Genomic DNA, 26604 nt, shown 5'->3' on the forward strand with positions numbered 1-26604 from the left:
CGAAAGGCAGGGCCGGATGAGGCGGGTCCTTCCCCCGCCTGCGGAGGAAGATGCCCGACGGGCGGATGGGGCAGGCTCGCGGGAACCTCAACCCCCGGGCGTGTACCGCAGCGTCAGATACCAGCTGCGGCCTGGCTGGTTGAAGTAGTAGACGGTTTCGTAGTGCCGATCGAACGCGTTCGCCAGCCGTGCCTCGACCTGCCAGTCGTCCGCGAACGCGTAGCTCGCGCGCAGGTCGGTGGTCGTATAGCCACCCAGCCGGTGCCGGTTGGCCAGGTCGTCGTAGCGCGCGCCGGCGGCAAGTAGGGTGGCGCCCACGCCGAACGCGCCGAAGCGGCGGTCGAGCTCCAGCCGCGCGGTGCGCTCGGGACGGCGCGGCAGCAGGTGGCCATCATTGGCACCGCCATCGCGGTTCTCTGGCCGCTGCAGCGTCAGGTAGCCTTCAACCCGCCAGCCGGCGAGCGCCGTTCCGGCCTGGGCTTCCAGTCCGCGGATGCGCGCGCGGCTGATGTTGCGGGGGAAGTAATTGGCATCCAGCGAGATCAACTGGTCGATGGTGGTCTGGTAGGCGTTGAGCGCCCAGTGCCAGTCGCGCTGCTGCTGCGCCAGGCCGAGTTCGGCGCTGCGCGAGGTTTCCGGCTGCAGGTCCGGGTTGCCGCTGCCGTAGGGGTAGTAAAGGTCGTTGAAGGTCGGCGCGTGGAAGGCGCTGCCCCAGCTGGCTGACAGCTTGAGGCCGTGGTCGAACGCGTAACCCCACGCCGCCGCGCCGGTGGTATGACCACCGAACTGCTGGTTGTCGTCGTGGCGAAGCGACAGCTGCATTTCGTGGCGACCGAAGTTGGCCTGGTATTGCACGTAGCCGCCGGTGTCGCTGCGGCTGTCGTCCAGGTAGCCGGTATCGCTGGACAGGTGCTCGCGCTGCCAGTCGACGCCCAGCGTCAGTAACTGGTTGTCCGCCAGGCTCAGGTCGTTCTGCCACGAGGCCTGGTTGCGGCGCGAGTTGCCGTAGCGCATGAACACGCCGTCGTTGTCGGTGTGCTGTTCGTCCAGGCTCTGACCGGCCGCCAGGGTGACCTTCCAGGAGGAAAGCGGATCGAAGCCCAACTGCGCGCCGGCGACCTGCTGGCGGTTGTGGTGCTGGTTGCCGTAGGGAGCGCCGTCGAACTCCGCGCGGCTGTCGCTGCGCAGCCAGGTCGCGGTCAGCTCCGTGCCGTTGTCCCAGCGGTAGCCGGCGTTGGCCAGGGCATTGCGGTTGCGGTAGGCATCGGCGTCCGGCTCGTCGGTGAAGCAGCCGGCGAAGACCGTGCCTGCACCCACGCGGCAGGCGTTGATGCCGCGGGTGTATTGGCTGCCGAGGCTCAGGTTGTACCAGGCGTGTTTGTCGCCGCCGGCCAGCCCGAGCTGCCCGTCGGCGTAGTCGCGACTGCCGGCGCCCAGCCGCAGCGATGGCGCCAGGCCGCCATCGCGCGTTCCGTGCCGGGTGAAGATCTGGATCACGCCGCCGATCGCGTCGGCGCCATACAGGCTCGAGCGTGGCCCGCGCACCACTTCGATGCGCTCGATCTGGTCCAGCGGCAGCTGGTCGAAGGCAGGAATGCCGGCGCTCACCGTCCCCACGCGCACGCCGTCGATCAACAGCAGCGTATGCGAGGAATTGGTGCCGCGCAGGAACAGCGAGCTTTGCTGGCCGAGTCCGCCAGCCTGGGCGAAGGTCACGCCGGGCAGGCCCTGGAGCAGGTCGATCAGCGAGACCGGCTGCAGCCGATCGATGTCCTCGCGGGTGATCACGCTGACCGACGACAGCGCATCGTCGACGGTGATCGCGGTGCGCGTGGCGGTGACGATGACCGGCGACAGCGCGACCGGATCCGAGGTGCCGGTCGCCAGCGCGGCGAACGAGCTGCCGCACAGGGCGACGGCAAGCAGTGTCTTCTTCATGGATGTGTGCGTTCCTTGGCCGCGCGCCCACGCACGGCCTCAAGCGTGGATGAGCTGGCGGCCGGAGGCAGGGGGAACGACGGGCAGGCGCGAGGCCACGCACGAGGTCCGGCCCGCCCACCGCAGGTCCACCAGGCAAATGCTTCGGGCCGGTCTCCGGGCTCGCGGGCGCAGGCTCTGTGCCTGCCGGACGGCGCCTTCCCATGCTTATGGGCACAGTGGCGTGGTGCCGTCCGTTCGACTCGCTTACCGTTGCGGGGGCAGCGCCGGCATTGTTGTGCATCGCACAACGCACCGGCTTCCCGTTTCATCCCGCCAGCTCTTGGGCCAACAGGGACACCCGAAACCAGGCAATAGTAGGAACTTCAGCCCACCGGTGCCAAGCCCGCATCGCTCTGGAATTGGGATGGGAACGCTAAAAAAAAGTTGACATACCGTTACGGCGGGCGCTACGTTCCAAGAGCAACTCATCGCTTTGCGTGATTGCGGATCAGACAAAGCCCTGATCGGGGGGGCGGGCGATAGTTCCAAGCCAGCCAACGGGAAGCGGGGCTTTCGTCGGGGTCATCTGGCGTGCCGTCTGTGGGCACGTGAGCTTTTATTGGACTCGTTTCGAGTCGATCTGGGGAGATCTGTTAATGAATAAGCGTTACCTTCAGCACGGGGCCCAGCCTCGTCGCAGCGCTCTTACCGTGGCTCTGGCCTTGGGTTTGGGCTTTACCGGCCTCGCCTATGGTCAGGCCACGACCGGCAGCATTTTCGGTAGTGCGCCGGTTGCCGCGGGTGAAACCGTGGTGATCACCGGTCAGTCGGGCATCGCGCGCACGGTGACGGTGGACGAGTCAGGTCGTTACAGCGCCAATTCGCTGCCGGTCGGTATGTATACGGTCACGCTGATGCGTGACGGCCAGACGGTCTCGACCCGGAACAACGTCACGGTCAAGGTCAGCACCGGCACGGATGTTTCCTTCGACGGCGCCCAGAATGCGCAGAACCTGGAAGGTCTCACCGTCACGGCCAACTCGCTGCCGTCGATCGACGTCACTGGCGTCGATTCGCGCACCGTGATCACCGCCCAGCAGCTTCGTCAGCTGCCGCTGGCGCGCAGCGCCGAAGCGATCGCGCTGCTGGCACCGACCGCAGTCCAGGGCTCGAGCTTCTTCACCGGCCCGACCGGCAACAGCCTGGTTTCGTTCGGCGGTTCCTCGGTGACCGAGAATGCCTACTACATCAACGGCATGAACGTTACCGATCCGCTCAATGGTCTTGGCGGCATCAACCTGCCCTACGGCTCGATCGACCAGGAAGAAGTGCTGACCGGCGGTTACGGCGCGGCATACGGTCGTTCCGATGGTGGCGTGATCAACCAGATCGGCAAGCGCGGTACCAACGAGTGGCACTTCGGCGCCCAGGCTCTGTACACGCCGGGCAGCCTGCGCTCGGATCCGCGCAACATCTACGTTCCGAGCAATGGCTCGCTCTACCAGTACCGCAACGACAACAAGACCTCCGAAATCGTCGAGAGCGCTTACGTTGGCGGCCCGATCATCCAGGATCGCCTGTACATGTTCGCCTCGGCCGAGGGTCATCGCACCAACGGCAAGAGCGTGGGCACGGCCGCAGGCGGCACCGAGACGGTCTACTCATACAACGATCCCAGCTGGTACGGCAAGATCGACTGGAACATCAATTCCAGCAACGTGCTCGAGCTGACCGGCGCGTCCACCAAGACCAGCTACAACGGCAACATCTACGGGTACGACAACGACACCCGCACGATGGGCGACTACCTGTATGCCGATACGCATACGAAGACCGCCGCTTCGATGTGGATCGCCAAGTACACCGGTTACCTCACTGACGATCTGACTGTTTCGGCACAGTTCGGCAAGCAGAACACCGACCTGTACACCCAGCTTCCGGCCGACTTCAACGCGGACCTGATCGCGGTGCTGAGCCCTGATCAGCAGAATCCTGCGTACTCCGGCGGCGGCGCGGGCATCGGCAACACGCAGACCGTACTCACGACCACCGATCCGGCGCACCAGACCAAGGGCACGAACTATCGCTTGGACGTCACCTACGTGTTGGGTGATCACACCCTCACGGCCGGTATCGACAACCAGCGTACGCAGGATCTGTCCGATGGTGACTACATCCCCACGAACGCAGGCTACGCGTGGGAATACAACAAGCTGAACGATCCCAGCGCTGACATCAGCGAGGGCCAGGTCGATTCGCCGTCCAACTACCCCGGTGGCGCGGATGGTTACTACGTCGCCCAGTACCGCTTCCGTACGGCCGCTTCGGTTCGCGTGGAACAGCGCGCCCAGTACGTCGAGGACGCGTGGCAGGTAAGCGACAACTGGCTGGTGAAGCTTGGTCTGCGCAACGACCAGTTCACCAACTTCAATAGCGACGGCCAGGCTTACATCCGCCAGACCACGCCGCAGTGGGCTCCTCGCGTGGGCTTCAGCTGGGACGTCAACGGTGATTCGACGTTCAAGATCTACGGTAACGCGGGCCGCTACTACCTCGCGCTCCCGACCAGCGTGGCTCTCCGTGGTGCCTCCGGTTCGTACTACACCCGCGTGTTCTACACCTACACGGGCATCGACCAGGCCACCGGTTATCCGACTGGTCTGACGCCGATCAACACCATCAACGGCGTCGGTGCCGAGTTCTCGGAAAACAACGAGTACGGTCAGGCGCCGGATCCGCGTACGGTCACCGCCACCTCGCTGAAGGCGCAGTACCAGGATGAATACATCCTGGGCTTCGACAAGCAGCTGAACTCGGCTTGGACCTATGGTGCGAAGGCGACTTATCGCAGCCTGAAGAACGAGATCGACGATACCTGCAATATCGAGCTCTTCACCGCGAAGGCCGAGTCGCTGGGTCTGGACACGGCGAACCTGCGTGGCTGCTACTTCTTCAACCCGGGTCGTGGCGCCACCTTCCAGGTGCCCGATGGCAACGGCGGCTACGGCGAGATGTCCTTCACGAAGGAAGAGCTGGGCTTCCCGCAGGCCAAGCGCAACTTCTACGCGCTGAACCTCTACCTCGACCATCCGTTCGATGGCACCTGGTGGGGCCGCGTCGACTACACCTACTCGAAGAGCTACGGCAACTCCGAAGGTCAGGTCCGTTCCGATATCGGCCAGTCCGACATCGCTGCAACGGTGGACTGGGACTACCCGTCGCTCATGGAGTACGCGGGCGGTCTGCTGCATAACGATCGCAAGCATCAGCTGAAGATCTATGGCGGCTACCAGTTCACTCCGGAGTGGAACGTCTCGGGCAACATCGCCGTGCTCTCGGGCGCGCCGTACAGCTGCCTTGACTTCTATGGCCCGGATGGCACTGCCCCGGCCTACGCTGGCCCGTACTACCACTGGTGCGCGGGTCAGCCTTCGCCCGCCGGTACCGCCGGTCGCCTGCCGTGGCAGAAGATCGCTTCGTTCAATGTCGAGTACCGTCCTGCGTTTGCTGATCACAAGCTGGCGTTCAATGCCAACGTCTACAACGTGTTCAACAGCCAGGAAACCACGTACCAGTACGAGTACAACACGTCCAGCTATGGCCGTCCGCGTGGCTTCACCACGCCGCGGTACGTCCGCTTCGGCGTGAGCTACGACTTCTAAGAAGTCGAGTGGTCGAGGTAAACGAGGCCGGGACGAAAGTCCCGGCCTTTTTTTTTGCAGCCCGGGAAGCGCGGCCTGATTTCGGCGAAAGCAACAGGCAGCGCCTTAATAGCCGAGCACGCGCTTGAATATTTGATACGGTTGTTCATGCCCTGGATGTACCCGCTTGTGGTTGCCAGGGCGATCAGCTTGAGATCGCTCTCGGCTGCCACTTGCCTTGGTGGCCACGCCAGGATCGTCAGTCGCTACAAGATGGAGGTCACCAGACTTGGGTTTTGAGGGGACTGTCGTCGGTAAGCCTGCCGAGATCAGGCGGATCAACAGCGGCTGCCCTGGATGACTTGGAGCTCGGTCGGCTCGTCCTTTACCGCGTGCCTGGTGGATGCGTACCGGGGCGATAACCTCGCCGGAGAAACAACCCTGGATCATTCGCGCACCATCAAGCGGACTGCGGAAGACTCGGCCGCTCCGAATGCGCGTGATTGTCAGGCGCCGCGTTGTTGCGCAATATCGGTCGTCGAGTGGCAATGCTCACTAACGCTCCGCAGCCCACGCTGCCGCGCAAGGAAACCGAGGAGGAGTCATGCGCTTCCACCGTCAGATGATTCTTGCGCAGCTGTTGTGGCTGCTCTGCGTCGCCAGCTGCGAAGCCTCCAACCCGTTCGGACCGGGATTGACCACGTTGTTCAAAGAGGCCCACTCGCAGAAGAGCGACTTGGCCAGGTATCAATACCTGTCACATGCGTTGCTCACGAGCCCGCCCGGGGAATACAGCTTCGCGCTGCAGTTGTATGCCTTTACCGAGAACGAGCTCGGCCTCTATAACGAAGCGTTGCGGGACTATCCGCTGCGCAGCGCGCCGATAGCCGGGTTGACGCTGCCCAGCCCCGCCGCGTGGCAACCGGCAGACGCCGCCGACGCTATCGCCGAAGCGGCCACCGGCCATCGCCTGGTAATGATCAACGAGGCCCACCATGACGCGCACACGAGACAGCTGACGCTACTGCTGCTTCCGAAACTACGAGCCGCCGGATTCAAGTATTTCGCCGCCGAGGCGCTGGGACCGGACGATGCCTTGGAGAAACGCGGCTATCCGACCTCTGCCAGCGGATCGGAGTATCTCCACGAGCCTCTATATGGCGAAATCATTCGCGAGGCCATACGCCTGGGCTATACGATCGTCCCCTACGACTCCTCGCAGCGCGACGTTCAGAAACGTGAGGAGGATCAGGCTCGAAACCTGTTTGATTCGATTTTTCGCAAGGATGCGTCAGCGCGAGTTTTCGTGCACGCAGGGTATGCCCATATCGACAAGAAAGAGGGGCGGTTGGGTAATGTGCGACCCATGGGGATGCTGCTCGGAAACATGATCGGAGAACAGCCTTTCTCAATCGACCAGACCCAATTCCGCGAACAATTTCCAAATATCGATCAGCAGTATCTGCAGCTTATCCGCACCTTTCGTCCGAAGGGACCTACGGTGCTCGTAAACAAAAATGGCGGGCGCATCTGGGCGGCGGCGCCAGCCCAATACGACGTCAGCGTTATCCTTCCCTCGGAGCGCAAATCCGCACTCGATAGCGGTTCGTTGCGAAGCCAGGTCATTATCCGGGACGCCAACCAGCCTTTTCCGATGACTGCGCACATAGTCAACACGCAGCGGCCGGACTGGATGGACCTTGGCGGGCAGCGGCGCCCGTACCCGATACGTACCCAGTTGTGCAAGGCGGTGATTCCTTGTGTCGTCGAGGCGCGTTATCAGGGGGAAAATGATCAGGCAATACCCGCGGACAGGTACGCTTTTATCCACCCGAATTCGGCTGCCGACTTGTATCTATTTCCCGGGCAATATCGACTTTCCGCCCGTGGCCCACAAGGCAAGTTACTGTCGGACCGGACAATTTCCGTGGACCGGTAAGCAAGCCCCTGCGGCCCGTGCGGCCGAGTCCGGTGGACGATACCTCTTGTGACAACCGCGTGAAGATTGGCTTGCTGCAATGCCCGTCTCACTGCTAAAGAGATGATAAAAAAAAGTTGACACGTCGTCGGACGCGGCGCTAGGTTGGGAATTGCAGTGGGTGGCTAAGTGGTTGAGGCTGGTGCGCTGTTTTGCCGGTTTCCAATTGCGCGTGAGTCCAGTTCTCTTTGTGCTTGCCTTTCGAGCCCGGAAACGGGCGATCTGGGGAGATCTCATAATGAACGAGCGACACATCACGCGGGGGGCCATGCCCCGCCGCACAACCCTGACGGTTGCGCTTGCCATGGGGTTGGGTTTCACCGGCTTTGCCTTCGGCCAAGCCACCACCGGCAGCATCTTCGGCACCGCGCCGGTCGCCGCCGGCGAAACGGTCCTGGTCCAGGGAGCCAACGGCGCCAGCCGCGAAGTCGCCGTGGACGAAAGCGGCCGCTATTCGGTCACCGTGCCCGTAGGTCGGTACACGGTCACGCTGCGCAAGGACGGGCAGGTGCTGGCGACCCAGGAGAACGTTGCCGTATCACCCGGCGGCGGTACGCAGGTGCCTTTCGCTGCTGCGACCGCGGAGAACGCGCAGAACCTGGGCACCGTGCAGGTGGTGGCCAGCGCGCTGCCCGCGATCGATGTAACAAGCGTCAACTCCAGCACCATCATCACCGCCGCAGACCTTGCCAAGCTTCCGGTCACGCGTAACGCGGAGTCGATTGCGTTGCTTGCTCCTGGCACGGTCAAAGGTAGCGGCTACTTCGCGAATGCCGTCGCGTTCGGCGGTTCCAGCGTGTCCGAGAACGCGTACTACGTGAACGGATACAACACGGGCGAGCCCTACCGCAATATCGGCGGTTTCCAGTTGCCCTACGGCGCGATCGACCAGCAGGAAACCTTGACCGGCGGCTACAGCGCTAAATACGGCCGCTCAGACGGCGGTGTCATCAACCAGATCGGCAAGCGAGGCACCAACGAGTGGCATTTCGGCGCCCAGGTGGTCTGGCAGCCGCGCTCTCTCCAGGCGAGCCCTCGCAACAACTATTACGGGAACCCCGCCGTACCGTCCGCGATCCCCAACGCCAACAGCGCCGACGGCCTGACCCATTATGAATTGGAAGATCCAAGCAAGCCGGGCACGCTGCACCAGTACCGCAACGACAACAAGGAATGGGAAACCGTCTACTCGGCTTACGTCGGCGGTCCGCTGATCCAGGACAAGCTGTTCATGTTCCTGGCTGGCGAGATCACGAGGAACCATTCGACCAACGTGGAAACGGATGACCTGGCCAAGGTCCAGTACAACCAGGACAGGAATACCAAGTTCTACGGAAAGCTGGATTGGAACATCACCGACAACAACGTCTTCGAGCTCACCGCGCTAAAGAACAACAATAACACCGGTGCCGGCCGCACCTACGATTTCAACTACGACACGCTGCAGTCCGGCGATTTCGTCACGACCAACGATGTAGTCAAGAACGATGCGACCTTCTACATCGGTCATTTCACGAGCTACATCACCGACAACGCGACGCTGAGCGTCCTGTACGGCAAGGCCGACTTCAAGGGCCCGACGATCTACGGTCGAGGCGCGGACAGCGGGCTGCCTTTCATCTCGCGCTCGTACAACCAGGACCCGGCGCTCAACGGCGGTACGCCCATCGTAAACGGCCAGACGAACGTCTCCTGGTTCTCCGATAACGCGAAAGATTCCACGCGCGGCCTGCGCATCGACTTCGACTACCGCCTGGGCGACCATGACCTGTCGGCAGGTATCGACAACATGCACTACGCGGCAAAGAACCGCGGCCAGAACCAGCAGAACCCGTTCAATCCGGACCTGAACTACTACTGGCGCTACTATCCGGGCTACGTTCAGAAGCGCGAGATCGGCTGGGAAACCAGCATGTCGATGTCGCAGAAGGCCTGGTACCTGCAGGATGCCTGGCAGGTGACCTCGAACGTGCTGCTGAACATCGGTCTTCGCAACGACCACTTCACGAACTTCAACGACGTGGGCGAAGCCTTCGTCGACGAGAAGAACCAGTGGGAGCCGCGCATCGGCGTCAGCTGGGACGTGAACGGCGATTCCTCGCTCAAGATCTATGGCAACGTCGGTCGCTACTACCTGGCGCTTCCCGACAACGCCGCCGAGCGCGCCGCGAACGCGTCCACATTCCTGACCACCACGTACTACTACACCGGCATCGATGAGAACGGCATACCGACGGGCCTGACCATTCGTACGCCCGAGACCTCGCCCGATGGCGAATACGGCGATCCGAAAGATCCGCAGCAGGTCACCGCGCGCAACCTGAAGCCGGAATACCTGGACGAGTACATCGCCGGCTTCGACATGCAGCTCAACGATGAGTGGACGTTCGGCGCCAAGGCGATGTGGCGCGACCTGAAAAGCGCCATCGACGACGAATGCTCGCCCAGCCGCATCGAGGACAAGATGCGCAGCCTGGGGCTGATCACGACGACGGAGGATTTCGATTCTGCCTCCGGTTACTACAACTCGCTGTATGGCTCTGCGTACTGCCGTCTGATCAACCCGGGCCAGACCAACAACATGCTCATCGTCGCGGACGATGGTGCGAGCAGCGTCCTCGTCCCGATGTCCAAGGAAGACTGGGGATACTCGCAAGGCGTCAAGCGCAAGGTTGGTTCCTTGAACCTGTACCTGGAGCACCCGTTCGACGGCAAGTGGCAGGCGCGCGTCGACTACACCTACACCCATGGTTTCGGCAATACCGAAGGCCAGGTACGCTCCGACTTCGGTCAGCAGGACGTGTCCAAGACCGAGGACTGGGATTCGGCCGAGTTGATGGATGGCCAGAACGGCGAGCTGATCAATGTGCGCAAGCACCAGATCCGCATCCGCGGCGCATACCAGATCAGTCCGGAATGGTTGATCTCCGGTACCCTGCTGGCCCAGTCTGGCGTGCCGAAGGAGTGCTTGGGCTACTACGGGCCGGATGGCGTCGGTGACCCGACCGGATACAACGCCGGCGGCAGCGGCAACTACCACTGGTGTCACGGCATCCGCATGCCCCCAGGTTCGACCGGGCATACACCCTGGACCAAGCCGCTAAACCTCGGCATCCACTACTCGCCGAGCTTCGCCGACCACAAGCTGGGCATCAACCTGGACATCTTCAACGTCTTCAACGAGCAGAAGGCGGCCCAGACCGACCCAGCGGGCGAGGCGGCTTACAACGGCGGCGTCGATGCCGATGGCAACACGGTTCCGGACATCGTCTACGTGAACAATTCCTACGGCGACGCGCTCTTCTACGAAGAGCCCCGGACCATTCGGCTTTCGGTAACCTACGACTACTGACGAACGCTGGTTGTGCTGCATAGAACCACCGGCCCTTGCGGCCGGTGGTTCTTTTTGAGACACCGGCACCCGCAGAAGAAGCACGGTTCTAAGACGACTGCGCGGCCCGTCCGTCCCCCGCGGCAGGCTGCGTGGCCAGTGCCATGCGCAGGGGCTCCAGCTGAGCGGCGTAATCACGCCACCTTCCCAGGTTGCGGGTATGGATCGATTCACGCACCTGCGCGCTGCTCGGCGTGGCGACCGGCGCCGTATTGCGCTCGGGTTGCAGGCAAGCCTCCTCCACGTCCAGACCGCAGTGGGCCAGGACCCGCTGGATGGTCGCGCCCGGGGCTTCCACGAGCTGGGCGTAAGGGACATCCAGCATCGCGCCAGGCAGGGCTGCGTGCCAGTGACGTGTCAGGCGCGCGTACTGTCCGTAATAGTGAGCCAGCGTTCCCAGATCGTAGCTGTGGGGCGAGATGTTGCCGAACATCGCCTTGAAGTTGGAAAAGCACGTATCCATCGGGTCGCGGACCATATGCAGGATCGGCGCATGTGGCAGCGCACGACGGATGAACGCAACCAATTGGATGTTTCCCGGCAGCTTGTCGATGTAGTAGCGCCGCCCACGCGCCCGCCACTGTGTCTGCCTGAGATAGCGCTGGCCCACCTGGCGAAGATCGATGTCGCCGATGCGGCCGACGACCTTGAGCAGGCTCCGGGCATTTGCGGGAAGGACGTCCGCGACCCAGTGAAGCTGCCGCCAGAAGTCGACAATCTCGCCCGCCGAAGCGACCTGCGAATGGCTGGACAGGATGCGGTCGAGCAGGGTGGTACCGGAGCGGGGCATGCCGACGATGAAAATCGGTGTCGGTCCACCAAAAGCAGGAGCTTCCGCGTGATGCGGATCGTCCCGCGGAAGCTTCAGGAGCGCATCGGTCAGCGCTTCCTCCGTTGCCGCGTCATACGGGTTCAGCCGGCTCATCAGCGCGTTGCATCGCGCGAGCGCTTCCCACGCCTCCTCGTGACGCCCCAGGTCGTCGAGGGTCTTGAAGACCGAGTACTCGAACTCGGCGCGCGCGAAAGCCGAAGCTGGATCCGACGGCGGGTCCGGCAGGGTGCCCAGTTGTTCGTACAGCCGCGCCAGGTGGTTCGACTCGACCGTCTGTCGCCGCAGATCGACGAGAACGGCGGCCGCATCACCAAACTGTGGCCACTGCTTCAGGCATTCCTCGAGCATCGCGCCAGCAGCTTCGGCTTGTCCGCTGAAATGGAGCAACATCGCATACAGGCGCCAGGAGTCGGGCGTCCGGATGCCGGCCTTCATCGCACGCTCGGCCATCTGGAGTGCTTCGGGTACATCCCCGATCATGAAGCGCAGATTCGCCTGCGTGGCCAGCAGGTCGGCCGGGGGGTCGGGTGCCTGCGCCAACAACTCCAGGCACGAACGTGCCGCCACGATTTCCCCCCGGGCGACCAGATACTGAACCAGGATGGCGATCAGAGGCGCATCCCTGGGCAGGCGACCGAGCGCCGCCAGCAATGGGCGGGTCGACGCTTGCATCCGGCCCTGGCGGAACAGTGCCTCCGAAAGCTGGATGCTCGAGGCAAGGTCATTCGGTGCCTGCTGCAGGACGGATTCCAGGATGGCCTGCGCGGCGACCCATTGCTCATTCTCGATGCAGGTCTTGGCACGTTGCCGAAGCGAAGCGAGCGAGCCGGGGCTGGCGGAGGTGGTCATGCAGCCATATTAGCCGGCCGTTCAGCGGGGCGGCGGCCGCCGAGCACGTGTCAATCGGTGTGCAGCTCGGCCACGAAATCGTAGATGTCGCCGCGATACCACGAGCTGGTGAATTCCACCACGCGACCGTCGTCCAGGAAGCTGCGCCGCTCGATGCTCAAGCCCGCGCTGCCGGGGGCCACGTGCAGCAGGCGGGCGTGCTGGGCGCTGAGCGAGACCGCGCGAAGTCGCTGCAGGGCGCGGCGGGGGCGGGCGTTGCGTTGTTCCAGCGCTTCGTAGAGCGAATCGCGCACCGCCATGGGATCGGGGAGCACGCTGGCGGGCACCACGCTGCGCTCGATCGCCAGCGGCTCGTCGCCCGCGTAGCGCACGCGATGCAATCGCACCACCGCGGCGCCGGGCGAAAGATTCATTGCCATTGCCTCCTCCGGCGTGACCTCGCCGATACCGCGCTCGAAGAACTCCGATCGCGGATTCAGGCCGCGCGCGCGCAGGTCCTCGGTGAAGCTGGTCAGCCGCGACATCGGCTTGACGATGCGCTCGGCGACGAAGGTGCCGGCGCCGTGGCGCTGGGTCAGTAGGCCTTCCTCGACCAGGCCAGCGATGGCCTTGCGCACGGTCACGCGCGAGAGGCCCAGCGCGTGGGAAAGATCGCGTTCGCTGGGCAACGCCTGGCCCGGCTCGATGTCACGGTGCTCGACCACGGTGCGGATCGCCCGGCGCAGCCGCAGGTAGGCCAGCGGCTGGCGCGTCTCGGGGCTGTCGCAGAGGCGGCGGTATTCGGCGGCGAGCGCGGTTTCCATGCCGGAACCATACCAATCTCACACCATTTGCGGCAAGCCGCCATGAAAACGTATGCATAGCGTCCACGCATGGCTGCGTAATCTGGTATTTCACTGGTACCATCCTCGGCGCCCAGGCGGGATGGCCCATTCCGTCTGCCCAACCCGCAATCGAGGTGAACCGTGACGGCTTCTCCCCCGCCCGTCGACCCGTTCGACCTGGTGATTTTTGGTGGCACCGGCGACCTGGCCCTGCGCAAGTTGCTGCCGGCGTTGTTCCACCGGTTCGTGGATGGCCAGCTGCCCGCCGCCAGCCGGATCATCGGCGTGGCGCGCGAAGCACTGGACGATGCCGGCTATCGCGGCCTGGTGCGCGACGTACTCGCCGACGGCGGCGCCGCGGACGAGCGCATCGATGCGTTCCTGCCGCTGCTGCACTACCTGCCGCTGGACGCGCGCAAGGACGAGGGCTGGGATGCGTTCGCCGCGCTGATCAACGAGCAGCCCGAGCACATCCGCGTGTTCTACCTCTCTACCTCGCCGGAATTGTTCGTCGACATCTGCAACCGGCTCGGCGCCAACGGCCTCAATGGACCCAATTCGCGCGTGGTGCTGGAAAAGCCGATCGGCCGCGACCTGGCCAGCGCAATGTGCATCATCGAGGCGGTCGGACGCGTGTTCTCCGAAGCGCAGACCTTCCGCATCGATCACTACCTCGGCAAGGAGACGGTGCAGAACCTGCTGGCGCTGCGCTTCGGCAACGCGCTGTTCGAGCCGCTGTGGAACGCCGGCCACATCGACCACGTGCAGATCACCGTGGCCGAGACGCTGGGGCTGGGTCGCCGCGCCGGCTACTACGACCGTGCCGGCGCACTGCGCGACATGGTGCAGAACCACATGCTGCAGCTGCTGTGCATGGTGGCGATGGAAGCGCCGGCCTCGCTCTCCCCCGACGCCGTGCGCGACGAGAAGCTCAAGGTGCTGCACGCGTTGAAGCCCATCGACATGCGCAACAGCGCGCAGCTCACCGTGCGCGGCCAGTACAAGGCCGGTGCGATCGATGGGGAGCGCGTCCCGGGCTACCTGGAGGAACTGGACGACGGCCAGTCCAACACCGAAACCTTCGTGGCGCTCAAGGCGGAGATCGCCAACTGGCGCTGGGCCGGCGTGCCGTTCTACCTGCGCACCGGCAAGCGGTTGTCCGCGCGGCTGTCGGAAATCGTGGTCGCCTTCAAGTCGGTGCCGCATTCGATCTTCGACGCCTCCGCCGGCCCGCTGGCGCACAACCGGCTGGTGCTGCGGCTGCAGCCCGACGAGGGCGTCAAGCTGTGGCTGACCATCAAGCACCCAGGCCCGGGCGGCCTGCGCCTGCGGCACGTGCCGCTGGACATGAGCTTCGCCGAAGCCTTCGGGGTGCAGCAGCCGGACGCCTACGAGCGCCTGCTGCTGGATGTGGTGCGCGGCAACCCCACGCTGTTCATGCGCCGCGACGAAGTCGAGGCCGCCTGGCGCTGGATCGATCCGATCCTGGGCGCCTGGGGCGCGGCCGGCGAGCCGCCGCGCCCGTATGCGGCCGGGAGCTGGGGGCCGAGTGCGGCGGTGGCGCTCATCGAGCGCGACGGGCGCACGTGGAACGAAGACAGCGAATAGCGCGAGGTTTCACCGGATGCTGGCAACGCGCTCCCGACACTGTCGAACCCTTTCTCCGCCAGTGTGCCCATGACGATCTTGAACAACGCCGACACCCACCATTTCGCGGACGGTCGTGCGCTCGCCACGGCACTGGCCGGGCGCGTGGCCGATCGCCTGCGCGCGGGGTTGCTCGAGCGCGACTTCGCATTGCTCGCCGTGTCCGGCGGACGCACGCCGCTACATTTCTTCGAGCTGCTGTCGCAGGCGCCGATGGACTGGTCGCGGGTGCAGGTGACCCTGGTCGACGAGCGCTGGGTGGACGAAAGCGATCCACGCTCCAACGCGCGCCTGGTGCGCGAGCACCTGCTGCAGCACGCCGCAGCCACGGCCCGCTTTGTGCCCTTGTACACCGGCGCCGCCACGCCGGAGGAAGGCCAAGCCGAGGCCGGCCGGCGCATCCATGCACTGCCGCTGCCGTTCGATGCGGTCGTGCTGGGCATGGGCCTGGACGGCCACACCGCCTCGTTCTTCCCGGGCGGCGACCAGCTCGAAGCGGCGCTGGATCCGAACCAACCCAGCGGCGTGCTGCCGATGCGCGCACCCGGCGCTGGCGAGCCACGCATCACTCTCACGCTGGCCACCCTGCTCCAGACCCGCCACCTGTTCCTGCACATCGAAGGCGAAGACAAGCGCGACGTGCTGGCCCAGGCCCGGTTGGGGCTGGGTGCGGCCGCGCATTATCCGGTGCGTACCGTGCTGGCGCGCTCGCCGGTGCCGGTCGCCGTCTACTGGTGTCCCTGACTGTCGTTTGATCGCCGACCCATGGCCGGCAACGCTTTGGAGTTCCTGCAATGAGTTCGCTGCATCCCGTCGTCGCCGAAGTCACCGCACGCCTCATCGAGCGCAGCCGCGGGAGCCGCGCGGCCTACCTCGCACGCATCGAGGCGGCCGCGGGAGGTGACGGCCCGCATCGCGCGCAACTGTCCTGCGGCAACCTCGCGCACGGCTTCGCTGGCTGCACCGGCACGGACAAGGCCGCGTTGCGCGAAGGCCGCGCGCCGAACATCGGCATCGTCACCGCCTACAACGACATGCTCTCGGCGCATCGGCCCTACGAGCGCTACCCGGCGCTGATCCGCGAACTCGCCCGCGAGTCCGGCGCCACGGCACAGGTCGCCGGCGGCGTGCCGGCGATGTGCGATGGCGTCACGCAGGGTCGCGCCGGCATGGAGCTGTCACTGTTCTCGCGCGACGTGATCGCCATGGCCACCGCCGTGGCGCTCTCGCACGACATGTTCGACGGCGCGCTCTACCTGGGGATATGCGACAAGATCGTGCCAGGCCTCCTGATCGGCGCGCTCAGCTTCGGCCACCTGCCCGGCGCGTTCGTGCCGTCGGGTCCGATGCCTAGCGGCATTCCCAACGAGCAGAAATCGAAAGTGCGCCAGGCCTACGCCGAGGGCAAGGCCTCGCGCGCGGAGTTGCTGGAAGTCGAAGCGGCTTCCTACCACAGCCCCGGCACCTGCACGTTCTACGGCACCGCCAACTCCAACCAGATGCTGATGGAGATCATGGGCCTGCAGCTGCCCGGATCCAGCTTCGTGGCGCCCGACACGCCACTGCGCGACGCGCTCACCCGCGCCGCGGTGCAGGCGGTGATTACCCATGCGGCGCCGGCCACGCGCCTGCCGCTGGGCCACATCGTCGACGAGCGCGCGATCGTCAACGGCGTGGTCGGCCTGCACGCCACCGGCGGTTCGACCAACCACCTGCTGCACCTGGTCGCGATGGCGCGTGCCGCCGGCATTGCGCTCAGCTGGGACGACTTCGACGCGCTCTCCTCGGTGGTGCCGCTGCTGGCACGCGTGTACCCGAACGGCTACGCCGACGTGAACCAGTTCCACGAGTCCGGCGGCATGGCCTTCCTGATCGACCAGCTGCTCGATGCCGGCCTCTTGCATGCGGACGTGCAGACGCTCGCCGGCAAGGGCCTGGCTGCCTATACCTGCGTGCCGGAGCTCGACGGCGCCGGACGGCTGGCGTGGCGGCCGGTCAGCAAGCAGAGCGCCAACCGCGGCGTGCTGCGCGGCGCGGAGGAGCCGTTCCGGCCCGATGGCGGCCTGCGCCTGCTCGACGGCAACCTGGGCCGTGCGGTCATCAAGGTGTCCGCCGTGCCGGAGGACCGCCTGCTGATCGAAGCCCCGGCCGTGGTGTTCGACGACCAGGACGCGGTCCGCGTCGCCTTCGAACGCGGCGAACTCAATCGCGACTTCGTGGCGGTCGTGCGCTTCCAGGGCCCACAGGCGATCGGCATGCCGGAACTGCACAAGCTCACGCCCACGCTCGCCGTGCTGCAGGATCGCGGCCATCGCATCGCGCTGGTCACCGACGGGCGCATGTCCGGCGCCTCCGGACGCGTGCCGGCGGCGATCCACGTCACGCCGGAAGCCGCCGCGGATGGGCCTCTGGCGCGCGTGCGCGAGGGCGACATGGTTCGCCTGGATTGTGTGAATGGACGTCTGGACGTCCTGGTCGATGCCGCCGAACTCGCTGCCCGCGCGCCCGCGGCGGGCAGCCAGGCCGCCCACCAGGCCGGCACCGGCCGCGAGCTGTTCGAGATGTTCCGCCGCAACGCCATGAACGCCGACCTCGGCGCTGGCGTGCTGTAACCCCGGTACCTTGCAGGAGTCCCCAGGTGGACTCCCGCAAGACGCCCTCACCGCAGGAAAACCCATGGCCTCGGATGCCTACCAGAACGAACTTGCCAGCCTCATGCGCCTCGCGCCGGTGATCCCGGTGGTCGTGATCGAGGACGCTCGCGCCGCCGTGCCGATGGCGCGTGCGCTGGTCGCCGGTGGCGTGCCAGCGATCGAGGTGACCCTTCGTACTCCCGCCGCGCTGGAAGCCGTGCGTGCGATTGCCGCCGAAGTCGAGGGCGCGGTGGTCGGCGTGGGTACGGTGCTGGGCGAGACCGACCTGCGCGCGGCGTACGAGGCCGGGGCCCGTTTCGCCGTATCGCCGGGAGTCACCCCGCGCTTGCTGGATGCGGCCGAGGACGTCCCGCTGGCCCTGCTCCCCGGCGCGGCCACCGCCAGCGAGGCGATGGGCTTGCTGGAACGCGGCTATCGCCACCTGAAATTCTTCCCGGCGGTACCGGCCGGCGGCGCCCGGCTGTTGGCTGCATGGGCCGGCCCGCTGCCGCAGCTGCGCTTCTGCCCGACCGGCGGCATCAGCGCGGCGAGCGCCGCCGAATTCCTCGCCCTGCCCAACGTGTTGTGCGTGGGCGGCTCGTGGCTCACCCCGGCGGACAAGCTCGCCACCGGCGACTGGGCCGGGGTCGAGGCCCTGGCGCGCGCCGCCGCAAACCTGCGGGCCTAGACTCTTTGCAGAACCCCGCTTGAGCGATGCTCTCGACCTTTGTTGGAGAGAACACATCGCCCACAGGTGGGCTTCTGCGGGCGGCTTACCGCCTTTCGGGCGCGAGGCCATCCAGTCGCGCCACCAGTGCCGCGTGCGCCGCCGCATCCACCGGCTTGTGCGTGACCGTGCCCGTGGCCGGGTAACGGCCGAGAAAATGGCCGTTCTTCCAGTCCCGCGCCGGCCGCACCGGCCGCGGCACGAAGCCCCCGCCGCAGTTGGGGCACACACCCTGCAGCACCTGTTCGACGCAGTCGTGGCAGAAGGTGCATTCGAACGAGCAGATGCGCGCGTCGGTCGACGAGGGCGGTAGCGGCTTGTCGCAGTGCTCGCAGGTCGGGCGAAGTTCGAGCATGGGAAGGCTCCGGTGGAGAGGCGTTCGTGGTGGGCCTGTGCGAACGGCAGACCGTAGATGGCGCGAGGGAAACCGCGCGTCCCCATTATTCTTCCGTCTTTGCCCAGGACTTCGCCATGCCCTTCCTCCTGGCCGCCGCGCTGTGCAGCGTGCTGGTCTCGGTACTGCTCAAGCTTGCGCGCCGGCTGGACGTCGACGTGGGCCAGGCGATCGCCTGGAATTACGTGGTGGCCGCCGCGGCGAGCGCGCTGGTGTTCGCGCCAGCGCCATCGACGTTGCGCGCCGCCACCGGCGCGTGGCCGGCGCTGGCGGGGCTGGGCCTGCTGCTGCCGACCATCTTCCTGGCGTTGGCCGGCTCGGTCCGCCACGCCGGCATCGTGCGCTCGGAAGTGGCGCAGCGGTTGTCGCTGCTGATCTCCCTGCTGGCGGCCTTCGTCCTGTTCGGCGAACCGCCGAGCGCCATCAAGGGCTGGGGCATTGCCGCGGGACTGGGGGCGCTGGTGAGCCTCGTGTGGCGGCCGGCCGGTGACGGCCAAGCGTCCGCTGGCGGCGGTCGCTGGACCTACCCGTTGCTGGTGTTCCTGGGCTTCGGCGTGATCGACGTGCTGTTCAAGCGCGTGGCTGGCGCGGGCGTGCCGCTGGGGGCGGCGCTGCTGGCGATGTTCTCGCTGGCGCTGCTGGTCTCGATCGTCCTGCAGGGATGGCGGCTGGCACGTGGCCGAGCGAACCTGGGCGCCCGCAGTCTCGCCGCGGGCCTGCTGCTTGGCTTGCTCAACTTCGGCAACATCCTGTTCTACCTGCGCGCGCACCAGGCGTTGCCGGGGCGGCCGGCGCTGGTGTTCGCGGGCATGAACCTGGGTGTCGTCGGGTTGGGCGCGCTGGCGGGGCTGCTGGTGTTCCGCGAGCGGCTCTCGCGCGTCAACCTCGCGGGCCTGGGCCTGGCCGTCGTGGCGATTGCCCTGCTGGCGCGGGGCTGAGAGTGACTTCTGGGGTATGAAGAGGCCGCCGGGCGCGCCTATGCTGGCCGCTTCCGTGTGCTCCGTGAGGTCGTTCGATGCGCAAGCTTCCCCTCGTCGCGGCGCTGACCGCGCTGCTGATCGTTCCCGCTGCCTTCGCCGCCGACAAGGACAAGGCACCCGACGAGACCAAACCCGATGCAGCGCTGGCCAAGCCGCGCAGCGCCGAGAGCACCGGTTCGGTGACCGTCGAGGGCAAGCGTGTCGACTACAAGGCGGTCGCCGGCACGCTGGTACTGCACGAGCACGGCGATCAGAGCGACGACCCGACCGTCAGCATGTTCTACGCCGCCTACTTCAAGCAGGGCGTGGATCCGTCACGACGCCCGATCACCTTCATCTATAACGGCGGCCCCGGCTCGGCCACCGTGTGGCTGCACATGGGCGCGTTCGGCCCCAGGCGCGTGGTCACCAGCGACGACAGCCACACACCGGCGGCGCCCTACGGCCTGGTCAACAACGACTACAGCCTGCTCGACGCCTCCGATCTGGTGTTCATCGACGCGCCCGGCGCCGGCTTCTCGCGCCTGATCGCCGACGAGAAGGACAAGTCCAAGCGCGACGAGCAGATGGACAAGCGCAAGAAGGCCGTCTACGGCGTCGACGGTGACGGCAAGGCCTTCGCGCAGTTCATCACCGAGTTCCTCTCCAAATACGGCCGCTGGAATTCGCCCAAGTACCTGTTCGGCGAGAGCTACGGCACGACCCGCTCGGCGGTGCTGGCCAACGACCTGGAGAACGAGGACAGCGTCGACTTGAACGGCGTGATCCTGCTCTCGCAGATCCTGTCGTTCGACACCAGCATCGACGGGCCCGAGTTCAACCCGGGCGTGGACCTGCCCTACGCGCTGGCGCTGCCGACCTTCGCCGCCACCGCCTACTACCACCACAAGCTGCCGCAGCCGCCGGCGCAACTGGAGCCGTTCCTGCGCGAGGTGGAACAGTACGCGCTGGGCGATTACGCCAGCGCGCTGATGCAGGGCGCGCACCTGGACGAGGCGCGCAAGCGCGCCGTGGCCGAGAAGCTGCACCAGTACACCGGCCTGCCCGTCGACTATCTGGTCAAGGCCGACCTGCGTGTCACCGGCGGCATGTTCGAGCACGAGCTGCAGTTCGATGGCGGATTCACCACCGGCCGCCTGGACAGCCGCTTCTCCGGTCCCGCGCTCGATCCGCTGGCCAAGGATTCCGAATACGACCCGCAGTCCTCGGCGATCAGCTCGGCCTACGTGTCGGCCTTCAACGACTACGTGCGCCGGCAGCTGAAATTCGGCGACGGCATGCAATACCGCCTGTTCGCCGACATCGATCACTGGGACTTCGCGCACAAGGCCCCGGGCGTGCACGGCGAGGCGCTGCAGCAGTCGACCAACGTGATGCCGGACCTGGCGATCGCGATGAAGACCAACCCGGACCTCAAGGTGTTCTTGAACGGCGGCTATTACGACCTGGCCACGCCCTACTTCGCGGCCGAATACGAAATGAGCCACCTGCCGATCCCGGCCTCGCTGCAGAAGAACATTTCCTACGCCTGGTACCCGTCCGGTCACATGGTCTATGCGCACGAGCAGTCGTTGAAGGAACTGCACGACAACGTGGCGAAGTTCATCGAGCAGACGGACAACGTGAAATAAGGCTCTCCTACGGGGAGGCATCCCGAGGTCGGGGGTACGGGCAAAGCCATCGAACGGATTGGCCTACCCTCACGCCGCCTTTCTCCTTCGTGGGAGAGGGGCTTTGGGTCGCGCGCTTGCTATGCTCCCGGCGCCCCCGAAGCCGGTGAAGCCCCCATGCGCGCCCTGATCGATCGCTACATCGACGCCTACAACCGCCTGGACGTGGACGGCATGCTGGCCACGCTGCATCCGCAGGTGACCTTCGAGAACGTCACCGCGGGCGTCACCACCGTGCGCACCCAGGGCATCGAGGAGTTTCGCCGGCTGGCGCAGAGCACGCTGCCGCTGTTCGCGCGGCGGCGGCAGACGGTCACCGGTTATGTCGAAAGCAACGGCGTGGCGCAAGTGGGTATCGCGTTCGAGGGCGTGTTCGCGCTGGACCTGCCCAATGGCGCCATGGCCGGGCAGACGATCGCGTTGAACGGGCGCAGCGAGTTTCGCGTGCACGACGGACTGCTGGTGCATATCGCCGATATCAGCGACTGAGGCGGGCGGTTGTTGCGCCGACGTCGCGCCACGCGCCGCCGGGTAGGGTGTCCTCAGCCCACCTTCTTACACCGCCAGTCCGATTCCCCGCGCCTCGCTGCCGGGCCGACGCAGCAGCGCGTTGCGCCAGCGCTGCTGGGTGGCGCCATCGGCCTCCAGCAGGAACTGCGGCTTGTTCGCCACCAGCGCAGCCACAGGCACGCCGTCCTCGTACAGCACGCGGGTACCAGCCAGCGCCGGCAGCTTGTCGCCAGCCAGCACGGTGCCGACCAGGTTGAGCGGATCGCTGCCGCTCACGCACACCAGCTGCTGCGTGGCCTCCCGCTGGCGCACCGCGCGCAGGGCACCGACCGCTTCGGGCAGCGCGAACTGCTCGCCGACCAGTCCCTCGACAAAGCGCCCGCCGCGGATCTCGCCGCGCGCTTCCAGTCGGTGGTACACGCGCAGCAATTCGCGCCAGGAAGGCAGCCACGGGGCTTCTCGTTCGAGCAGTTTCCAGAACACCACGCCGTAGCGGCGAAGCAGAACACGTGCAACGTGTTCCGCTTCATCCGAATCAAGCCGGCGCGAAGCGCTTCCTTGGCCTCCTCTCCCTTCCGGGGAGGAGATTGAGGTGAGAGGTCGATCTTGCGGGGAGTTTCCAACGAAGCCTCCCGTGCGCCCCGACCCCTCATCCGATCCCGCAGGGGCCGCCTTTTCCCCGGAAGGGAGAAGGGATGGGCGCGCCAGCGACCAGCGTCCCGCATCCTCGATCTCGCTCAACGCATGCCGCCGCGCGCGCCGGTGTGGACGCGAGTCGCGCTTGGCCGCGGGCAGAAGCAGTGCGCGCAGCCCGGCAAAGCTGTCGGCGGTGACCCGGCCCGCGGCGACCAGCTCGCCCAGCGCGTTCTCCAGTTCGGTGCGCAACAGGTGCGTGGCATCGAGCAGTTCGTCGAAGAACAGCGCGCCGTGGCTGGACAGTGCGTCGGCCACGGCCTGGGCGCGCGAGGAGAGCAGCTGGTCCTGCGGCTGCTCGCCCGCCGCCATAGACGTCCAGATGGCCATCTGCCGGCGTGGCAGCAGCACGATCGGCGTGGCGCGAACGGGGCCGGCGCTGCCGCCACCGGCACGCAGGCGGTTCCAGCCGAAGCGGCCGGCGCGGCACAGTTCGTCCAGCCAGCGGCTGGCGTAGTCGCCCACGCGCGAGGGCAGCACCTCGGTTTCCCAGGCGCCGGCGGCGGCTTCGTAGCCTTCGAGCTGGTGCAGGGTGGCGATCAGGCCGTCGGGGCCTTCCAGCCGCGTGTCGGGCGTCAGGTGCTGCCAGTCGGCGAAGAAGCGGATCAGGTCGCGGCGGCTGACCGGCTCGATCTCGCGGCGCAGGCGGCCGATGGTGTAGCGGTGGATGCGCGCGAGAAGATGGCGCTCGCACCACTCGATGGCCGGCGCGTCCGGGGTGAAGCGGCCCTGCATGACGTAGCCTTCCGACTGCAGGCGCAGCAGGGCCGGTTCGATATCGGCCGGATCGACGGCGAGCGAGGCGGCGATCGATGCGGGCGTAGTCGGACCCAGGCCGCCCAGGCGGCGGCGGACCAGTTCGAGCAGGGCGTCGTCGCGCGTCCAGGTCTGGGCGGCGTAGTCGGGCGGGGCGCTGATGGGCGGATGCCGCGGCGCGTCGGCGTGGATGGCCTGCCACAGGGGCAAGGCCTCCGCCGCGACCCACACGCCACTGTTCCTTCTCTCCTGCGGTGAGAAGGTGGCCCCGGCGGGGGCGGATGAGGGGTCGGGGTTCGCGGGGAGCTCCAGACGCGTCGCGCGATGGTGTCTGGCGAGCGCTCCCAGGCGCTCCTGCCAACCGGTGTTGGCGGCTACTTCGGCATCCGTGACAAACCCGAGCAGCGTGAGCGCCTCATGCATTTCGTCGCCGCTGCGCACCTGCGGCCAGGCCTCCTCGCGCACGGCGGCGATCGCCGCCGGATCGAGCCGGCCAAGGTCGTCGGCATCCTCGGCGTTCCAGCGGCGGTTCTGCACCGCCTGCGTGCGGCGCTCCTCCAGTGGCGCGTCGTCGAGATACGCGTACGGCGCGGCGGTGAGCACTTCGGAGGCGAGCGGGCTGGGACCGGTGAGGTCGCGTGCGACCACCGTGATCGCGCCGGCCTCGAAGCCGCGCAGGATGCGCAGCAAGCCGTCGACATCCATCGCCTCGCGCAGGCAGTCGTGCAGGGTCTGGTTGACCAGCGGGTGGTCGGGAATCTGCCGCTCGCCGACGATGTTCTCCAGGCAGGCGACCTGGTCGGGGAAGACGGTGGCGAGCAGGTCCTCGCTCTTCATGCGCTGGATCTGCGGCGGGGTCTTCTTGCCGCCGGTGTAGCGTGGCAGCGCCAGCGCGGTGACGGCATTCCAGCGCCAGCGCGCGGGGAACAGGGGCGCATCCAGCAGCGCCTGCACCAGCACGTGCTCGGCCGAGTTCGAATGCAGGTAACGGGAGACTTCCTCCAGCGGGAAGCTGTGGCTGGTCGAGAGCGACAGCACGATGGCGTCCTCGGTCGCCGCCGCCTGCAGTTCGAAGTTGAACTGGCGGCAGAAGCGCTTGCGCAGCGCCAGGCCCCAGGCGCGGTTGATGCGGCTGCCGAAGGGCGTGTGGATCACCAGCTGGGTGCCGCCCGATTCGTCGAAGAAGCGCTCGAACACGATCGTGTGCTGGGTCGGCAGCACGCCGAGCGCGACCTTGGCGCGGTGCAGATAGTCGGCCAGCTGCTGCGCGGCCGCCTCGCCCATGCCGAGCGTCGAGCGCAGCCACGCCAGTGCCGCGGCAATGCCGCCGGCGTCGAGGAGATGGGCGATCTCCTCGCGCAGGCGCGCCACGCCGAAGGAGAGTTCATCGCTGCGCCCTGGCGCTTCGCCCAGCCAGAACGGAATGCTCGGCGGCGCGCCGTGCGCGTCTTCCACGCGCAGGCGGTCGCGCTCCACGCGCAGGATGCGGTAGCTGGTATTGCCGAGCTGGAACACGTCGCCGGCCAGGCTCTCGACCGCGAAGTCCTCGTTGACCGAACCGATGATGGTGTTCTGCGGTTCCATCACCACCAGGTAATCGGCCGTGTCCGGGATGGTGCCGCCGGAAGTCACCGCGGTCAGCCGCGCGTTGCGGCGCGCACGCAGCTGGCGATGCACGGCATCGCGGTGGATGTACGCGGCGCGTGCGCCGCGGCGGGTGCTGAAGCCTTCGGCGAGCATGCGCACGATGGCATCGAACTGCTCGCGCGGCAGCTCGCGATAGGGATGCGCGCCCCGCACCAGCGCGTACAGCGCGTCCTCGTCCCATTCCTGGCTGGCCACCTCGGCGACGATCTGTTGCGCGAGTACGTCCAGCGGCTGCACCGGCTGCACCAGCGCATCGAGTTCGCCGCGGCGCACGCAGTCGAGCAGCGCGGCGCATTCGAGCAGGTCGTCGCGGCTGGTCGGGAACAATCGCGCCTTGGGGGTGCCGTTGACCGCGTGGCCGGAACGTCCGGCACGCTGCAGGAAGGCAGCGATCGAGCGCGGCGAGGCGAGCTGGCAGACCAGGTCCACATCGCCGATGTCGATGCCCAGCTCCAGCGATGCGGTGGCGACCAGCAGTTTCAGTTCGCCGCGCTTGAGGCGCTGCTCGGCGTCGAGTCGCAGTTCCTTGGCCAGGCTGCCGTGGTGTGCGGCCACCGCCTCCTTGCCCAACCGCTCGGCCAGGTGACGCGCGGCGCGCTCGGCCATGCGGCGGGTGTTGACGAAGACCAGCGTGGTGCGGTGCTCGCGGGCGAGCTGGGCGAGGCGGTCGTAGACGGTGCCCCAACTGTCGTTGGACATCACCGCTTCGAGCGCCACGGGCGGGACTTCGATGGCGAGATCGCGCGGGCGGGTGTGGCCCACATCCACAATCGCGCAGCGCGTTGCTTCCTTCTCCCCTTCAGGGAGAACGTGGCCCGAAGGGTCGGGTGAGGCAGCGCGCGCTCCGACCAGGAACCGCGCCACCTCTTCGATCGGCTTCTGTGTCGCCGACAACCCGATCCGCTGCAGCGGCCGCTGGCACAATGACTCCAGCCGCTCCAGCGACAAGGCCAGGTGCGTGCCACGCTTGGAATTGGCCAGCGCATGGATCTCGTCCACGATCACCGCGCGCGTGCTCTTGAGCATCTCCCGTCCGGACGCCGAGCCCAGCAGCACGTACAGCGATTCGGGCGTGGTGACCAGGATGTGCGGGCTCACCTTGCGCATCAGCGCGCGGGCGGCTTGCGGCGTGTCGCCGGTTCGCACGGCGGTGCGGATCGCCACGTCCGGCAATCCTTCCGCCTCGAGCTCGGCTCGAATGCCTTCCAGCGGTGCTTCGAGATTGATGTGGATGTCGTTGGACAGTGCTTTCAGCGGCGAGACGTAGACCACCCGTGTCTCGTCCGGCAACGCGCCGCCATTGGCCACGCCCTCGCGTACCAGCGCGTCGATGGCGGCGAGGAAGGCGGTCAGCGTCTTGCCCGAACCGGTCGGCGCGGCGACCAGCGTGTGGCGACCCGCGTGGATGTTCGGCCACGCGCCCACCTGCGCCGCGGTGGGCGCCGGGAAGCTGCGCTGGAACCAGCGCGCGACGGCAGGATGGAAGTGTTCGAGCGGCATGGCGGCCAGGGC

Annotated in this window: 15 protein-coding genes and 1 riboswitch; of the genes, 10 read left to right on the plus strand and 5 right to left on the minus strand. The window is 66.5% G+C overall.

The window, feature by feature from the left end; translation table 11 throughout:
* Positions 1 to 87: 87 nt before the first annotated feature.
* On the minus strand, positions 88 to 1938 hold the full coding sequence (gene btuB / locus LQ772_RS17120) for a TonB-dependent vitamin B12 receptor (protein WP_231322707.1): 1851 nt from the start codon (positions 1936 to 1938) through the stop codon (positions 88 to 90).
* A gap of 130 nt (positions 1939 to 2068) precedes the next feature.
* Positions 2069 to 2297: riboswitch (cobalamin riboswitch) on the minus strand.
* A gap of 279 nt (positions 2298 to 2576) precedes the next feature.
* Here btuB and LQ772_RS17125 point away from each other — a divergent pair.
* The 3 genes from LQ772_RS17125 (at position 2577) to LQ772_RS17135 (ending at position 10891) form a co-directional block, all read left to right on the plus strand.
* Positions 2577 to 5582, plus strand: a complete 3006-nt coding sequence (locus LQ772_RS17125) for a TonB-dependent receptor (RefSeq protein WP_231322709.1) — start codon at positions 2577 to 2579, stop codon at positions 5580 to 5582.
* 583 nt (positions 5583 to 6165) lie between these two features.
* On the plus strand, positions 6166 to 7500 hold the full coding sequence (locus LQ772_RS17130; protein WP_231322712.1) for a hypothetical protein: 1335 nt from the start codon (positions 6166 to 6168) through the stop codon (positions 7498 to 7500).
* A 307-nt stretch (positions 7501 to 7807) separates the two neighbouring features.
* Entirely contained in the window at positions 7808 to 10891 is a 3084-nt protein-coding gene (locus tag LQ772_RS17135) for a TonB-dependent receptor (RefSeq protein ID WP_231322715.1), read from the plus strand.
* An 88-nt stretch (positions 10892 to 10979) separates the two neighbouring features.
* Here LQ772_RS17135 and LQ772_RS17140 read toward each other — a convergent pair whose 3' ends face one another.
* Both LQ772_RS17140 and LQ772_RS17145 read right to left on the minus strand, forming a co-directional pair.
* Entirely contained in the window at positions 10980 to 12611 is a 1632-nt protein-coding gene (locus LQ772_RS17140) for a tetratricopeptide repeat-containing sulfotransferase family protein (RefSeq protein ID WP_231322716.1), read from the minus strand.
* Between the two features lie 50 nt (positions 12612 to 12661).
* On the minus strand, positions 12662 to 13414 hold the full coding sequence (locus LQ772_RS17145) for a GntR family transcriptional regulator (RefSeq protein WP_231322719.1): 753 nt from the start codon (positions 13412 to 13414) through the stop codon (positions 12662 to 12664).
* 162 nt (positions 13415 to 13576) lie between these two features.
* On the opposite strand from LQ772_RS17145, the gene zwf reads away from it, so the two are divergent.
* The 4 genes from zwf (at position 13577) to eda (ending at position 18403) form a co-directional block, all read left to right on the plus strand.
* On the plus strand, positions 13577 to 15043 hold the full coding sequence (gene zwf / locus LQ772_RS17150) for a glucose-6-phosphate dehydrogenase (RefSeq protein ID WP_231322722.1): 1467 nt from the start codon (positions 13577 to 13579) through the stop codon (positions 15041 to 15043).
* Between the two features lie 69 nt (positions 15044 to 15112).
* A complete protein-coding gene (gene pgl / locus LQ772_RS17155) occupies positions 15113 to 15826 on the plus strand; it encodes a 6-phosphogluconolactonase (RefSeq protein WP_231322724.1) in 714 nt (237 codons plus the stop codon).
* Between the two features lie 50 nt (positions 15827 to 15876).
* Entirely contained in the window at positions 15877 to 17694 is a 1818-nt protein-coding gene (gene edd, locus LQ772_RS17160) for a phosphogluconate dehydratase (protein WP_231322727.1), read from the plus strand.
* Positions 17695 to 17758: 64 nt separating this feature from the next.
* Positions 17759 to 18403 carry a bifunctional 4-hydroxy-2-oxoglutarate aldolase/2-dehydro-3-deoxy-phosphogluconate aldolase gene (gene eda, locus LQ772_RS17165; RefSeq protein WP_231322730.1) on the plus strand — a complete coding sequence of 215 codons (645 nt, stop codon included), beginning with the start codon at positions 17759 to 17761 and terminating at the stop codon, positions 18401 to 18403.
* Between the two features lie 85 nt (positions 18404 to 18488).
* Here eda and LQ772_RS17170 read toward each other — a convergent pair whose 3' ends face one another.
* Complete coding sequence (locus LQ772_RS17170; protein ID WP_231322732.1) at positions 18489 to 18797, minus strand: DUF1272 domain-containing protein; 309 nt, start codon at positions 18795 to 18797, stop codon at positions 18489 to 18491.
* Between the two features lie 116 nt (positions 18798 to 18913).
* Here LQ772_RS17170 and LQ772_RS17175 point away from each other — a divergent pair, with 116 nt between their 5' ends.
* From LQ772_RS17175 to LQ772_RS17185, 3 genes are all read left to right on the plus strand, one after another.
* Positions 18914 to 19774 (plus strand): EamA family transporter, encoded by an 861-nt coding sequence (locus LQ772_RS17175; RefSeq protein ID WP_231322734.1) that lies wholly within the window; start codon positions 18914 to 18916, stop codon positions 19772 to 19774.
* Positions 19775 to 19851: 77 nt separating this feature from the next.
* On the plus strand, positions 19852 to 21447 hold the full coding sequence (locus tag LQ772_RS17180) for a S10 family peptidase (protein WP_231322736.1): 1596 nt from the start codon (positions 19852 to 19854) through the stop codon (positions 21445 to 21447).
* A gap of 156 nt (positions 21448 to 21603) precedes the next feature.
* Positions 21604 to 21975 carry a nuclear transport factor 2 family protein gene (locus tag LQ772_RS17185; protein ID WP_231322737.1) on the plus strand — a complete coding sequence of 124 codons (372 nt, stop codon included), beginning with the start codon at positions 21604 to 21606 and terminating at the stop codon, positions 21973 to 21975.
* Between the two features lie 66 nt (positions 21976 to 22041).
* On the opposite strand, the gene LQ772_RS17190 is transcribed toward LQ772_RS17185, so the two are convergent.
* Positions 22042 to 26592 carry a DEAD/DEAH box helicase gene (locus LQ772_RS17190; protein WP_231322739.1) on the minus strand — a complete coding sequence of 1517 codons (4551 nt, stop codon included), beginning with the start codon at positions 26590 to 26592 and terminating at the stop codon, positions 22042 to 22044.
* Positions 26593 to 26604 lie beyond the last annotated feature (12 nt).

It is taken from the genome of Frateuria edaphi (genome assembly GCF_021117405.1).
In the GTDB taxonomy this organism is placed as follows: domain Bacteria; phylum Pseudomonadota; class Gammaproteobacteria; order Xanthomonadales; family Rhodanobacteraceae; genus Frateuria_A; species Frateuria_A edaphi.

Excerpts from the sequence above, each read along its gene's own strand:
- btuB (WP_231322707.1), bottom strand. The coding sequence starts at position 1,938 with ATGAAGAAGACACTGCTTGCCGTCGCCCTGTGCGGCAGCTCGTTCGCC.
- LQ772_RS17125 (WP_231322709.1), top strand. The coding sequence starts at position 2,577 with ATGAATAAGCGTTACCTTCAGCACGGGGCCCAGCCTCGTCGCAGCGCT.
- LQ772_RS17130 (WP_231322712.1), top strand. The coding sequence starts at position 6,166 with ATGCGCTTCCACCGTCAGATGATTCTTGCGCAGCTGTTGTGGCTGCTC.
- LQ772_RS17135 (WP_231322715.1), top strand. The coding sequence starts at position 7,808 with ATGCCCCGCCGCACAACCCTGACGGTTGCGCTTGCCATGGGGTTGGGT.
- LQ772_RS17140 (WP_231322716.1), bottom strand. The coding sequence starts at position 12,611 with ATGACCACCTCCGCCAGCCCCGGCTCGCTCGCTTCGCTTCGGCAACGT.
- LQ772_RS17145 (WP_231322719.1), bottom strand. The coding sequence starts at position 13,414 with ATGGAAACCGCGCTCGCCGCCGAATACCGCCGCCTCTGCGACAGCCCC.
- pgl (WP_231322724.1), top strand. The coding sequence starts at position 15,113 with ATGACGATCTTGAACAACGCCGACACCCACCATTTCGCGGACGGTCGT.
- edd (WP_231322727.1), top strand. The coding sequence starts at position 15,877 with ATGAGTTCGCTGCATCCCGTCGTCGCCGAAGTCACCGCACGCCTCATC.
- eda (WP_231322730.1), top strand. The coding sequence starts at position 17,759 with ATGGCCTCGGATGCCTACCAGAACGAACTTGCCAGCCTCATGCGCCTC.
- LQ772_RS17170 (WP_231322732.1), bottom strand. The coding sequence starts at position 18,797 with ATGCTCGAACTTCGCCCGACCTGCGAGCACTGCGACAAGCCGCTACCG.
- LQ772_RS17175 (WP_231322734.1), top strand. The coding sequence starts at position 18,914 with ATGCCCTTCCTCCTGGCCGCCGCGCTGTGCAGCGTGCTGGTCTCGGTA.
- LQ772_RS17180 (WP_231322736.1), top strand. The coding sequence starts at position 19,852 with ATGCGCAAGCTTCCCCTCGTCGCGGCGCTGACCGCGCTGCTGATCGTT.
- LQ772_RS17185 (WP_231322737.1), top strand. The coding sequence starts at position 21,604 with ATGCGCGCCCTGATCGATCGCTACATCGACGCCTACAACCGCCTGGAC.
- LQ772_RS17190 (WP_231322739.1), bottom strand. The coding sequence starts at position 26,592 with ATGCCGCTCGAACACTTCCATCCTGCCGTCGCGCGCTGGTTCCAGCGC.